Consider the following 12,375-nt stretch of genomic DNA (forward strand, 5'->3'; position numbering starts at 1 on the left):
CACTTTCCTGGGCCGGCGCGCAGCGCGCCGTTCCGGTGGTGCGCCATTCACTTAAGGAATACCGCATGAGCACCCTCACTTACGAAGAATACCTGGACGAGGTCACCACCGTCCTGACGGAACTGTACGACCTCGACGACGAGGCCGCGATCAAGCTGGTCGTGGCGGCGCAGGATGCCGAATTTTTTGTCCCGCACGATGCGCATGAGGAAATGCGTACCGCCGAACAAGCCAAGAAGGATGCGGTCACCCTGTTCGAGCGCAAGCAGAATCGCCAGCAAACGCAGGAAAAACAGCAGCAGCGCGTGCGCCAGCAAAAGAAATAAGTACGGGGCACTGGGCTTCTGGCCGTCAGGCCGTGGGGCAGCATGGGCTTCGGCGCAACACCGCGGCCGTGCCTTTGATGCAGCGCAAACGCGTCATGGCGCGCTGGCGATATGGTGAGCAATGTCGCCACGCGTCCGGGCTCTTGTGGCGGGCTCTACAGTTAGCGCGACGCTGTTTCCCGTCAGCAGGAGCGAGTCATGCGAGCTACAAGTCACCCCAGCAAGGAAGAAGTGCGCGCCTACATGCGCCGGCGCGAACGTGCGCTGCTGCCGCCGTCGCCGCCCGATGAAATCCGCCGGCAATTGGCCTGCGACCGCGCGGATGCCTTCCCCGGCACCTGCCTGACGGCCACGCCGGCCGGCGTGGCCGCGCAAGGTTGGCATTTTTCAGCGGAAATGGCCCGCCTGAGCACCCTCATGACCATAGCCTGGTTCATGCATAGCGGTGTTGCTCATCGTAAAAATTGATGACGTGCAGCAAATTTTTCCGATTTGAGTTATCCTCTAGCACATTCCAAGTGCGTCAATTCTCTTCAATTATCACAATTTTGCTTTAAGTTACGCAAAAATCAACAATAGCGTGTATTATATTGTTTGTGGCGTAAAGGCCGCATAAGTGATGGCGCTTTTTAGTGTGTTTACCATGAATTATTGCAGAAGAGACATTCGGTTTCTTTTTGCCTTAATACAACAAGTACGGATTTTCGATCATGTCTCTCAAACAAATTACCTCTTTGCCTACCTACAACCCGAATCGCGTCCTCGACGCGATCATCGACAAGCTGCAGCTGAAAAATGATGCTGCCCTGTCGCGAGCTCTGGAAGTGGCGCCGCCGGTCATCAGCAAGATTCGTCACAACACCTTGCCGATCGGCGCCACGATCCTTATCCGCATGCATGAAATCAGCGATTTCAGCATTCGGGAATTGCGCGAGTTGATGGCTGCCTAAGAGCGCCCGACAGACGGCAAACTGAGATGTGCCGTCTGGGTAAGTCAGGCTTGCCGCGTGCGGCAGCCACAGCTGTTTTCCGCTTTTCTATTGCGGGTCGCGGTTCAGTACCGGACGATCGATATAGAAACGCCCCATTTCCAGGCCAGGCGTGGACGACTTGACCACCGCTGCGCTCAGTGAGGCCGGCGCGCTGGAAAATGCGGTGCTGGCAGCCCCGGTCGCGCGGCCCGAATACGCTGTCGCCTGCACCGCCGCACTGGAAAACGCCGTTTGCACGGCCCGGCCCGAGTAGGCCGTCGCCTGTACCGCTGCGCTGGAAAATGCTGTTTGCACAGCCCGGCCCGAATACGCGGTCGCCTGCACGGCTGCACTGGAAAACGCCGCCTGCACGGCGCGTCCCGAATACGCCGTTTCTGCGCGGATATAATCTTCCCCGAACGTTTGTTCATACAATTGCTTCATGCGCTCGCCCACGCGGTGGTGCGCCGCTTCGTCGTCTTCGCCGCGCAGGCCGATGTACGGGAAGTGATGCAGGAAGTAACCGAACACCTGTTCGCAGTCCGCCGCATATTTCAGGGTATCGAGGATGTGGTAGTGCCAGAAGGTATCGACGTCCATCAAAGGCGCAGTTTCCTCTTCCGGAAACTGTTTCATCAGGATCAGGAAGCGGCGGTATTCGAATTCCACCGCATTCGCCTTCTCGAGACTCCATCCTTCGCCTGACTCCCGGTGCATCAGCTTGACCTTGATCGCGTCCAAATTCAAATCGGCAATTGCCTTGAAACTGTCGTTCGTATCCATGAATGTCCTTTAGTAAAGAGCGTTGTGGGAAATACGGTGAAACAGGGGGGGGAAGGGGTGGGTGTGTACTCCTTGCAAGTAGTCGAGGAATGCCTGGCCCTTGGTGGTCAGGCGCTGAGTTGTTCTACATCAATATTGCATCTAATTGCGAAATATGCAAGCTGAGCTTGCTTGATGCGGGCGCGCGCCTGTCAGCCGCTGGCCCGGCTTTCTTCCTGGTAGGGAAACGCTGTCGCATCCGCGCCCAGCGGCACGCTGACGTGCACGCTCATGCCGGCGCCCGGGCTGCTTTCGATGTAAAAAGTACCGCCCAGCAACTTGATGCGTTCCTCGATGCCCACCAGGCCAAACGAGCCCAGCTTGTTGCGCCCGTCGATGGCTGCGCCCACGCCGTTGTCGCTGATGCTCATCGACACCGTATCGCAGCACTTTTCCAGCTTGATTTGCACGCGGCTGGCATTCGCATGCTGGGAAATATTGCTGAGCGACTCTTGCAGGATGCGGAACAGGGCCGTCGCGCATTGATCGCTGAGGTAAATGTCGTCATGGCTTTCGCTCACTTCGCAGGCGATGCCCGTGCGCTGGCGAAATTGCGCCACCTGCCATTCGACGGCTGCGTTCACGCCCAGGTCCAGCACGGTAGGGCGCAAGTCGTTGATGATTTGCCGCACGCTCTTGATGGTGGCGTCGATCTGCTCCAGGGTCGAGCGGGCGCGGGCGTTCAGGCGCGGGTGGCGGCGCTGCGTGCGCGAGGCCAGCATGTCGGCGTCGATACGCAGCACCAGCAGGTTCTGTCCCAGGTCATCGTGGATCTCACGCGCGATGCGCTTGCGCTCTTCTTCCTTGATCTGGTCGGCGTGGGCCGCCAGGCGGCGCAGTTTCTGGTGCGACAACTGCAGGCGGATCTGGCTGGCGCGCAATTCCTCCGTCATGCCCGTGGCCATCTGGATGGCGCGCCGGCGCGACGACGCCAGGGTATGGAACAGCATATATAACAGCATGGTGCTGGCAAAGCCGATCAGCAGGGCCAGCCACGGCAGGAAGGTTTCGAAGCGTGTATACAGGTCGCTCTTGCGCACGCTGAACAGCGCTTGCCACATGCGGCCATTGTGTTCGATCAGCAGCGTGCTGCTCAGGTAGCGGCCCGAGTTGCCGGGTTGCCACCATGGCGCATGCATGCCCGCCGCCGCGCTGTCGAAGATGGGGCGCATGTCGTGCGGCAATGGCAGCGGCAAGTTCGGCTGTTCTAGCGCCTGCGGGTCGATATCGAACAGGGTCAGGCGGACGTTGCGTACCGGCATGTCGGCCAGCGCGCTGCGCATCATCGACACCAGGTCGTAGCCGATGCCGACGGAACCCTGGTAAGCCATGCGCCGCTGCTCCACCGTGCCGGTCGGCATGCCGTAGCGGTACACGGGCAGGCGCATGGCCATGCCCGTCAATTGCGGCCGGTCGTCCATCGGCACGGGCATGCCGGAATTGCTGATGTGCCCGGAATCGCGCGACTGCGCCAGCATTTCGGCGATCAGGGGGCGCGAGGCGATGTCATAGCCATACTTTTCCGGCGCGGTGGCGATCGGCTCGATGTACATCAGCACGGAATAATAGTCGCGCGGGCCGGGCGGATGGATGGCAAATGCCGGATAGCCATCGCGCCCGGCTGGATAGTCGCGCAGCATGGCCGCTTCGAAGCCGGCGCGCTGCGTCTCGTCGAGTTCCTGGCTGTAATTGATGTTCATCACGCCCGGGTAGTTCTGTTGCAGGGCAATATTTGCCACGTAGCGGTGGAGTTGCTCGCGGCTCACGTGTTCGTTGGCGTGGAACAGGCTGGCTGTGCCGCGCAGCAGGTTGGTATACGACCTGATGCGCGATTCGATGTTCTTCTGGGTATTGCGCGCCAGATTGTTGAACAGGTCCCTGGCATCTTTTTCGATCAACCGCGAGGCGGCCATGTAGAGCAGCAGGCCCATCATCATCGACATCACAAAGCCGAGCAGCCACAGCGGTCTTTTTTCAGCAGATAAGGAGTGTTCGCCGGCAGTAGAAGACATTGCCATCCGCATCAGGAAGAGGAATCGGGTGCCGCCTGCAGGCGGTGGCTAGACTGCGTTGTACAAGCACTATTAAAATTGCAAATTGCTCAATAGCTGCATAATATACAAAATTATCGTTATTGTAGTCAACAGGCAATATTTCTCGCTGAAACGAAAAAAAACCGCCGCAGCGGTTTTTTTGTGAGCAACATGACGGCTTATTTTGCCGGCTGCCAGCTGTCTTTCAGGGTGACGACGCGGTTGAAGACGGGCTTGCCAGGCTGGCTGTCGACCCGGTCGGCCGCAAAATAACCATGGCGCTCGAACTGGAAGCGCTGTTCCGGCAAGGCCAGTTCCGCGCCCGGTTCCAGCCACGCTTGCACCACTTCCTTGGCCAGCGGGTTCAGGGCCAGCTTGAAGTCCTTGCCGCCTGCGTCCGGCTGCGGGTCGGTAAACAGGCGGTCGTACAGGCGTACTTCGGCGGGAATGGCTGTCGGCGCGCTGACCCAGTGCATATTGCCCTTGACCTTGTAATTGGCGCTGCCTTCCGTGCCCGATTTGCTGTCCGGGAAGTAGGTGCAATGCACGGCGATGACCTTGCCGTCCGCATCCTTGTCAAAGCCCGTGCACTCGATCACGTAGCCGTAGCGCAAGCGCACCTTGCTGCCCGGCTTGTCGTCGATTGGTGGGTACAGACGGAAATAGCCTTTATTCGGCACTTCCATAAAGTCGTCCTCCTCGATCCACAGCTCGCGCGAGATGGGGAAGGTGCGCAAGCCACGCTCGGGGAAGTGCGGGTGCACGGGCGCCGTGCATTCCACGCTTTCGCCTTCGGGGAAATTATCGATGATCAATTTCAACGGACGCAGCACGGCCACCGTGCGCGGCGCTTTCGGATCCAGATCTTCGCGCAAGCAGCCTTCGAGCACGCTGTAGTCGATCCAGCCGTCCGATTTCGTCACGCCCGTGCGTTCGCACATCAATTGAATCGCTTCCGGCGTGTAGCCGCGGCGGCGCATGCCTACCAGGGTCGGCATGCGCGGGTCGTCCCAGCCGTCGACGATTTTTTCTTCCACCAGCTGGCGCAGTTTGCGTTTGCTGGTGACGATGTAGGTCAGGTTCAGGCGCGAGAATTCGAACTGGCGCGGCACCGGTTGCTGGAAGAAGCCGCCGGCCGACAGGGTTTCCAGCAGCCAGTCGTAGAACGGGCGGTGGTCCTGGAATTCCAGCGTGCAGATCGAATGCGTGATGTTTTCCAGCGCGTCCGAGATCGGGTGCGTGTAGTCGTACATCGGATAGATGCACCAGGCGTCGCCCGTGCGGTGGTGATGCGCATGGCGGATGCGGTAGATGGCCGGGTCGCGCAAGTTCATGTTCGGCGAACTCATGGCATCTTCGCTCATCTTCGCGCGCAGGATGTGCTCGCCATCCTTGAATTGGCCCGCCTTCATGGCGCGGAACAGGCTCAGCGATTCGTCGCGCGGACGCTCGCGGAATGGCGAATTCTTGCCCGCCTGGCCGAAATTGCCCCGGTTGGCGGCCATGTCTTCGGCGCTCTGGCTGTCGACATAGGCAAAGCCGGCCGTGATCAGGTACTCGGCCATCGCGTACAGCTGGTCGAAGTAGTCGCTCGCGTAGTGCAGGTGGCTCTGGCCATCGGCATGCTTCGGTTCCCAGTCAAAGCCCAGCCATTTCACGCTGTCCATGATGGTGTCGACGTATTCTTGCTCTTCCTTCGCCGGATTGGTATCGTCGAAGCGCAGGTTGCACTGGCCGGCGTAATCGCGCGCCAGGCCGAAGTTGACGCAGATCGACTTGGCGTGACCCACGTGCAGGTAGCCGTTCGGCTCCGGCGGAAAACGCGTGATCACCTGGGGCAAGCCGGGACGCACGTGGGCGCCGGCAGCCAGGTCGGCTTCGATGATGTTACGCAAGAAATTGGGCGCCAGCGCTGGCGCGGCGGTATTCGGTTTATCGTTGCTCATTGATCAATGCGGAAGAGTGACAGTAAAAAGCATTTTACCGTACCGCAAGCGCTTTATAAGCACGTATTTGCCCCCATATCCCAGCATGCAAGCGACGCGGGCGCCGTTCTATAGGATAATCTGCCTTTAATTAGCCAACAAATCGTGACCCCGGAGCCATTTATGGAAAATTTGTATAACGTCCTCGGTGTCGCGCCCAATGCCAGCGACGATGAAATCAAGAAGGTTTACCGTTCGCTGGCCATGCGCTTCCACCCCGACCGCAACCAGGCCCCCGGCGCCGAGGCGCGCTTCAAGAGCGTCACCAAGGCGTATGAAATCCTGGCCGACCCGGTCAAGCGCGCCGAATACGACCAGAGCGTGAACCACCGCATCATCATCGATCCGGAAGCGGAAGCGTATGCCCTGTGGTGCGGCGTGTTCCGCCTGCATGGCACCGTCCTGCCGGCAGATTAAGCCTGCTGGCGGCTGGCCGGCCAGCCCGGATGATTTGAAAAACAACAAACAATGGTGCTTTTGCTTTTATGTAAAAGTACCGCGCATCACATTGGAAAGCACAGCATGAGAAGAGTACACCCTGAATTCGCGTATCAGTCGCGCGAGCTGGAAGGCCAGATCGACGGCATCCTTGGCGACCCGCCGAACCGCAAGAACTACAAAAGCATGGTCGACGCGCTGGTAAGCGAGTACGCCAGCGGCGGCGGCATCGAAGACGTGAACATGCTGGCCTTCGCGCTGGTCGACCACATCACCTTCAGCGACCCGAAAGGCTTGCTGGCCGAAAGCGAAGACTACGAGTTCGGCGACCCCGCCCGCGTGTTTTCCATGGCCGCGTGCGCCGCGCCGGAAGCGGCGAAGATGTACGCCGCCATCGAAGAGAGCTTCCCCGACCTGGCGCGCCAGGCCATCATCACGGCCTTCTTGCACAAGAATCCGCGCCTGTGGGACGACGACGACCAGTCGCTCGACCAGCTGGCCGCCAATGACGACGGCGACGACGAGCACGACGAAGACGAAGCCACCGACGATTTCGCCCAGATGTTTGACCAGGATGGAGATGACCATGGCCGATAACAAGGATGAACAAAAAAGCAACCTGCCCGCGCTGACCAAGCAGGTCATGGAACTGGTGCTGTCCGGTTCGCTTGGCCACGCCGAGCAGGCGTTTGCGGACGCGGCCGACCAGTATGGCGACCTTGCCGTGGTGGAAGTGCTGAGCGCCATCCCGCCGCAAGTGACGGCCCTGCACCTGGCCGGCTTTGACGGCGGCAAGATGTCGCTGGCCACCTTGCTGGTGCCGCCGAAAGCCTGGGCCGACAGCCTGGCCTTCATCGCCGCCACCTGGAGCGACGACCAGATCGAGGATGATCCGGAACGCATCGCCGAGTCGCTGTTCGCGCACATCCACGGCGTGGTGTTTTCCACCGACGACGCCGAGCGCCGCCGCGAGCTGCTGCTCGAAGCGTCCGCCACCGACTGGGGCGCCACGGCGTTCGCCATCCTGTTCTCGATGGCGCCGAAGGAAATCCTTGAGGTGGCAGGTGAAATCGTCATCAAGGGACCGTATGTGACGGGCGTGACCTCGTCCGACAACGACGTCGTGCCGCTGGCCATCGAGCTGGCGCAAGCGAATGAAGACGGCTGGGATCGCTCGCTGTTTGAACTGTTCCCCGACTTCCGCCACAGCGCCGACCTGGCCGACGCGGAATACTCGGACGACCCGGACGAAGAACCGACCATGTTGCAGCGTAGTACCAAGGAATTGCTGTACCGCCTGCGCAAGCAAGTGCCGAGCACGCGCAGCGCGCCGCGCTCCAGCACGCGCCGCAGCCTGGGCACCGGCATTTTCTCGTAATGAAAGCAGGGAACGTCTAATGCTGCCAGCAATTGTTGTAGAGAATCTTCCGCGCCTGGTGCGCGCCATCAAACTGTTGCCGGGCGACCCGCGCGAGGACGCGGCGCTGGACCTGGCCGATGAATTGACGGGCATCACGGCCATGGTGGCCGAAAAGTTCACGAATGAACGCACGGCCGACGGCATCCAGAAAGCGCTGTACCTGACGGTGGGCGGCGTGTCGCTGGGTCTGGAGCAGGCCGTCACGCATGAAGGCGATCAGGCCGCGCTCGATTTCCTCGTCGAGCACGGCGCCGAGCACGCGTTCCAGGTGGGCTTTCGCCTGATCAAGGAATTGTCGCAGCTGCCCGAAGACGCCCTGGTCGGCGAGTACGACCAGGACCCCGTCTACCTTGCGCGCCGTTTGCGCGAGCTGTTCATCGATATTTGCCAGGCTGACCCGAACCAGAACTGGGCCGGTTATGAAAAGTATGCGGTGCAGCTGCAACAGCGCAAGGAAGTGCAAGCCGTCGTGCGCCTGGCAGGCTGGTTGCGCCGCCACCATGACAACGGCCCCGTCAGCGACAGCGACTTGAATGCCGAGGGCGTCATCGCCTTGGCCATCATCTTCGCCATCGAAGGCGGCGGGCGCATCATCGCGCGCACGGGTCAAAAGGAGTTTGAACGTTTTGTGCGTTCCGTGCGCAAGAACAAGCCCGACTTCGAAGAAGGCTGGGCCGCCCTGGTGGCCAAGGTGCCCGTGCAGCACCATCCCGTGTTGCTTGACCGTATCGCCTCGTATCGGCGCAGCTGCACCGTCGTGCATAAAATCCTCACGCGGGCCAGTATGAAGAGCCTGTTCGAGGACCTGGAAAATTATGCGGGTTCGGAGCTGGACGCGGATTATTCGTAATCCAACGCTGTTGTCGGATTACGCGGCGGCTTCGCCGCCGCTAATCCGACCTACAACTCAACGTAGGCCGGCACGCGCCGGCCTATTCTTTTTCTTCCTGCGCCGCTTCCTCGGCCAGTTTCACGAATGCCGCCACCAGCGGCGACGTTTCTTCTTCCCGTTGTGCCAATAACAAGCTGGTGGTCGCCTGCGGGTCGGCGATGGGGCGGTAGCACACGCCATCCATGCGGATGCGGTCGAACGAGGCGGGCAGCACGGAAATGCCGCAGCCGGCCGCCACCAGGCCGATGATGGTCGATGCCTCGCCCGCTTCCTGCGCCACCTGAGGCACGAAGCCGGCCGCCTTGCACAGGCGAAAGATCTGCGGATAAATCCCCGTGCCCGCATCCTTGGGATACATCACAAAACCTTCGCCCGCCATGTCGGCAATGGCAATGGCGTCCTTGGCCGCCAGCGCGTGGGCGACAGGCAGCACGAGAAATAGCGGGTCTTGCCGTAGTTGCGTCAGCTTGATATCCGATGGATACGTGGTTTCCGGCGGACGCACGAAACCCAGGTCCATCGTCCTGCCCGAGATCGCTTCGAGCTGATGCAGGGTCGCCATTTCGTGCAGGGTCAAGGTGACGTGCGGGAATTGCTGGCGGTAGCGGTTGATGACGGTAGCAAAATACGGCGTAAACGGCGTGGAAAACGTAAAACCGATGCGCAACTCTCCCGCCTCGCCCCGCTGCGCCCGGCGCGCCGTGACGGCCGCCTGTTCCGACAGGGCCAGGATGCGCCGCGCATCATCGAGGAACAGCGCACCTGCCTGCGTCAGGCGCACGGAGCGCTTGTTGCGCTCGAACAACTGCGCACCCAATTCCCTTTCCAGCGCCTGGATTTGCTGGCTCAGCGGCGGCTGGCCGATGTGCAGGCGCTCGGCCGCGCGCGTGAAGTGCAACTCCTCGGCGACGGCGACAAAGTAACGCAGGTGGCGCAGTTCCATGTTTGTCCAGTAATCGTTTTAAAGTATGAGTTGGGCCTTGAATATATATTGGACGATATGAGTTGGCAATCCTAAGATGAAGACTCGCTTCCTCTACGAAACACGGCCATGTCTGATTCATCGCTCGCTTTTGCTGCCCATTCCGCTTCTCCTTCCACGCCAGTTCCCGCTCCGCGTACAGCCATCGCCAAGGGTTCCGTCGAATTCAAGCGCAGCAACCGCGCCCTGTTCTTTGGCGGCTTTTCCACCTTCAGCTTGCTGTATTGCATCCAGCCCCTGTTCCCGCTGCTGTCGCAGCAGTTCCATCTGACGCCGGCGCAAAGCAGCTGGTCCTTGTCCGTCTCCAGCGGCTTGCTGGCCATCTCGCTGGTATTGCTGAGTGCCGTCTCGGACAGGGTCGGGCGCAAACCGCTGATGGTGGCGTCTATGTTTTCCGCCGCAATACTCACCATTTTGTCCGCCTTCGCGCAGGATTATGGGCAGCTGCTGGCGATCCGCGCCGCGCTGGGGGTGGCCTTGGGCGGCATGCCGGCCGTGGCCATGGCCTATCTGGGCGAAGAAATCGAGGGGCCATCCCTGGGCCTGTCGATGGGTCTGTATATTGCGGGCAGCGCGTTTGGCGGCATGTCGGGACGGCTGGTGGCGTCCATGCTCAGCGATTTCCTCTCGTGGCGCTGGGCCCTGGGCGTGCTGGGCGTGGCTGGCGTGCTGGCGGCGTTTGAATTCTGGCGCAGCCTGCCCGCATCGAAGAATTTCGTGCCGACAACCCGCGGCTGGAATGCCTTGCCGCACGCGATAAAACAGCATTTTTCCGATCAGGGCTTGCCGTGGCTGTTTTGCCTGGCGTTCGTGCTGATGGGCTGTTTCGTCAGCCTGTATAACTACATCGGCTACCGCCTGCTGGCCGCGCCATTCGGCTTGCGCCAGAGCACGGTCGGCTTGCTGGCCTTGTTGTACCTGATCGGCATCTTCAGTTCCGTCTGGGCGGGCCGCCTGGTGGACCGGCTGGGGCGCCGGGGCGTGCTGTGGATCATGCTGTCGCTGATGCTGTCCGGCATTTTATTGACCCTGTTCGATTCCCTGCCGCTGATCGTCATCGGCATGGCGCTGGCCACCTTCGGCTTCTTTGCCTCGCATTCGATCGCCAGCAGCTGGGTCAGCCGCCGCGCCCGCGCGCCGCAGGCCCTGGCCTCGGCCTTCTATCTGCTGTTCTATTACCTGGGATCGAGCCTGATCGGTTCCGCCTCGGGCATGATGTGGGGCTTCGACGGCTGGACGGGCGTGATCATCATGCTGAGCCTGTGCCTGGGCGGCGGCGTGTTGATCGCCTTGCGCCTGCGTCATTTGCAGCCGCTGGGCGCGCGCGTAGCGGTGGGCTGAAGCGGCTATTTTGGGCAGTTGCCGATCATCGTTTCCCCATTCTTGCCTGCGCCCGTGGTCACGCACAAGGTGCCCAGCGCGTTGGTAATTTTATACGTGCGGCTGCCCCTGGCCGCATTCGCGCCCACTTCCTCGATTTTTGACGCTTCATACCATTTTGGCGGCACCGCCGCGTAGGCCTCGGCAAAGCCTTGCTGCATGCGCTTGAACGCGGTGTCATCCAGTTTTTGTTCTCCCCGCTGCGGGAATTCCTTGCGTAAATCCTTGTCGATCTTGCCCACGTCGCGCTTGGCTTGCGCCAGGATGTCGGCTGCGCTGGGCGGCGTGACGAGTGTGATCGCTTCTGGCATTGCTGGCGCTGGCGCCTGCTCGACGGTGGGAGGGGGCAGAGGGCGGCTGATGGGCACTGGCCCCGGCAGGCGCGGCACTCTTGCGGCGGTTGTGCTGGGTAGCGGTATGGGCTGGGGCGGCGCCGGGGCGGTGTAGCGCAGCCAGGTGATGGCCGGGCCCCGCGGCAGGTTTTCGTCCGCGATAGTGCGGGGCCGCGACTGCAAGACAATATATGCCAGCCCCGCGTGCAGCAGGACGATCAGCAGCAGGCCGGGAGCGCGGCGGGGCAAGGTTGGCAACGAGGTCATGGATGGCTTGGTGGTTCAGGTACGCCAATGTATCTGAAGGATTTGATAATTATCTAAAATGTCACACGTGCTTACAAAAAAGTGCCACATGGAAATTTCGCTGCCATGGCCGTGAGCGGGGAACTCTGTACCAGCTTGGCGATCCAACCCCGGAGACCACGCGAACAGGAGATCATCATGATGCAAGCAAAAGAAGTGGCACGGCGTTTTGGTGCCATTGAACACGCGATCGGCCAGGCGGCCCAGCTGTGCGGCAAGCAGCAGGGCATGCCGATGGACTTGAAGGACTGTATCAAGCAGCTGGACCAGCAAAAGAGCACCGTGCGGCAAGCCATCGACACACAAGACGATGCGCGCATCCGCCAGGCCGTCGAGCAGATGGAGTCCCTGGGTGACCGCGCCAAGCGGGCGTGCGGCACGGCATCCAGCGTGACGCCGGAAATGAAGAGCGCCGTGCTCAAAGTGCACGATGAATTGTCGGACTTGAAGCACCAGCTGCATTGAGTACTTTTAGGTGTTGTAACCGT

At 60.8% G+C, this 12,375-nt stretch carries 14 protein-coding genes; 9 read left to right on the plus strand and 5 right to left on the minus strand.

Annotated elements, in window-relative coordinates; translation table 11 throughout:
• The first annotated feature begins 65 nt into the window (after window positions 1-65).
• The 3 genes from ACQ4WS_RS03515 (at window position 66) to ACQ4WS_RS03525 (ending at window position 1,276) form a co-directional block, all read left to right on the plus strand.
• Window positions 66-326: a hypothetical protein gene (locus ACQ4WS_RS03515; protein WP_035825355.1), complete on the plus strand. Its 261-nt coding sequence runs from the start codon at window positions 66-68 to the stop codon at window positions 324-326.
• 198 nt (window positions 327-524) lie between these two features.
• Window positions 525-794: a hypothetical protein gene (locus ACQ4WS_RS03520; RefSeq protein WP_436473717.1), complete on the plus strand. Its 270-nt coding sequence runs from the start codon at window positions 525-527 to the stop codon at window positions 792-794.
• Between the two features lie 242 nt (window positions 795-1,036).
• On the plus strand, window positions 1,037-1,276 hold the full coding sequence (locus tag ACQ4WS_RS03525; protein ID WP_029496207.1) for a hypothetical protein: 240 nt from the start codon (window positions 1,037-1,039) through the stop codon (window positions 1,274-1,276).
• 87 nt (window positions 1,277-1,363) lie between these two features.
• Here the strand turns inward: ACQ4WS_RS03525 and ACQ4WS_RS03530 are convergent, their stop codons facing one another.
• From ACQ4WS_RS03530 to ACQ4WS_RS03540, 3 genes are all read right to left on the minus strand, one after another.
• Complete coding sequence (locus tag ACQ4WS_RS03530) at window positions 1,364-2,080, minus strand: glycine-rich domain-containing protein (protein ID WP_436473720.1); 717 nt, start codon at window positions 2,078-2,080, stop codon at window positions 1,364-1,366.
• Between the two features lie 191 nt (window positions 2,081-2,271).
• The gene (locus tag ACQ4WS_RS03535; RefSeq protein ID WP_436473722.1) at window positions 2,272-4,131 is read right to left on the minus strand and encodes a sensor histidine kinase; all 1,860 of its coding nucleotides are present in this window, start codon (window positions 4,129-4,131) and stop codon (window positions 2,272-2,274) included.
• A 200-nt stretch (window positions 4,132-4,331) separates the two neighbouring features.
• The gene (locus tag ACQ4WS_RS03540) at window positions 4,332-6,098 is read right to left on the minus strand and encodes a glutamine--tRNA ligase/YqeY domain fusion protein (protein ID WP_436473724.1); all 1,767 of its coding nucleotides are present in this window, start codon (window positions 6,096-6,098) and stop codon (window positions 4,332-4,334) included.
• 162 nt (window positions 6,099-6,260) lie between these two features.
• Here ACQ4WS_RS03540 and ACQ4WS_RS03545 point away from each other — a divergent pair, with 162 nt between their 5' ends.
• The 4 genes from ACQ4WS_RS03545 to ACQ4WS_RS03560 all read left to right on the plus strand — a co-directional run bounded on the left by ACQ4WS_RS03545 (window position 6,261) and on the right by ACQ4WS_RS03560 (window position 8,845).
• A complete protein-coding gene (locus ACQ4WS_RS03545; RefSeq protein WP_096234166.1) occupies window positions 6,261-6,554 on the plus strand; it encodes a DnaJ domain-containing protein in 294 nt (97 codons plus the stop codon).
• A gap of 105 nt (window positions 6,555-6,659) precedes the next feature.
• Window positions 6,660-7,172 (plus strand): hypothetical protein, encoded by a 513-nt coding sequence (locus ACQ4WS_RS03550; protein WP_071079095.1) that lies wholly within the window; start codon window positions 6,660-6,662, stop codon window positions 7,170-7,172.
• A complete protein-coding gene (locus ACQ4WS_RS03555; protein ID WP_436473726.1) occupies window positions 7,162-7,953 on the plus strand; it encodes a hypothetical protein in 792 nt (263 codons plus the stop codon). Before ACQ4WS_RS03550 ends, ACQ4WS_RS03555 begins: the two co-directional genes overlap by 11 nt.
• A 19-nt stretch (window positions 7,954-7,972) precedes the next feature.
• Window positions 7,973-8,845: a hypothetical protein gene (locus ACQ4WS_RS03560; protein WP_436473727.1), complete on the plus strand. Its 873-nt coding sequence runs from the start codon at window positions 7,973-7,975 to the stop codon at window positions 8,843-8,845.
• A gap of 82 nt (window positions 8,846-8,927) precedes the next feature.
• On the opposite strand, the gene ACQ4WS_RS03565 is transcribed toward ACQ4WS_RS03560, so the two are convergent.
• On the minus strand, window positions 8,928-9,830 hold the full coding sequence (locus tag ACQ4WS_RS03565) for a LysR substrate-binding domain-containing protein (RefSeq protein ID WP_436473729.1): 903 nt from the start codon (window positions 9,828-9,830) through the stop codon (window positions 8,928-8,930).
• A 108-nt stretch (window positions 9,831-9,938) separates the two neighbouring features.
• Between ACQ4WS_RS03565 and ACQ4WS_RS03570 the strand changes: the two genes are divergently transcribed.
• A complete protein-coding gene (locus ACQ4WS_RS03570) occupies window positions 9,939-11,210 on the plus strand; it encodes an MFS transporter (protein ID WP_436473730.1) in 1,272 nt (423 codons plus the stop codon).
• A gap of 5 nt (window positions 11,211-11,215) precedes the next feature.
• Here ACQ4WS_RS03570 and ACQ4WS_RS03575 read toward each other — a convergent pair whose 3' ends face one another.
• Window positions 11,216-11,848 (minus strand): hypothetical protein, encoded by a 633-nt coding sequence (locus tag ACQ4WS_RS03575; protein WP_436473731.1) that lies wholly within the window; start codon window positions 11,846-11,848, stop codon window positions 11,216-11,218.
• Between the two features lie 177 nt (window positions 11,849-12,025).
• Between ACQ4WS_RS03575 and ACQ4WS_RS03580 the strand changes: the two genes are divergently transcribed.
• A complete protein-coding gene (locus ACQ4WS_RS03580) occupies window positions 12,026-12,352 on the plus strand; it encodes a hypothetical protein (RefSeq protein WP_436473733.1) in 327 nt (108 codons plus the stop codon).
• Window positions 12,353-12,375: the final 23 nt, after the last annotated feature.

The organism is Janthinobacterium leeuwenhoeki (assembly GCF_051380795.1).
Lineage (GTDB): Bacteria > Pseudomonadota > Gammaproteobacteria > Burkholderiales > Burkholderiaceae_D > Janthinobacterium.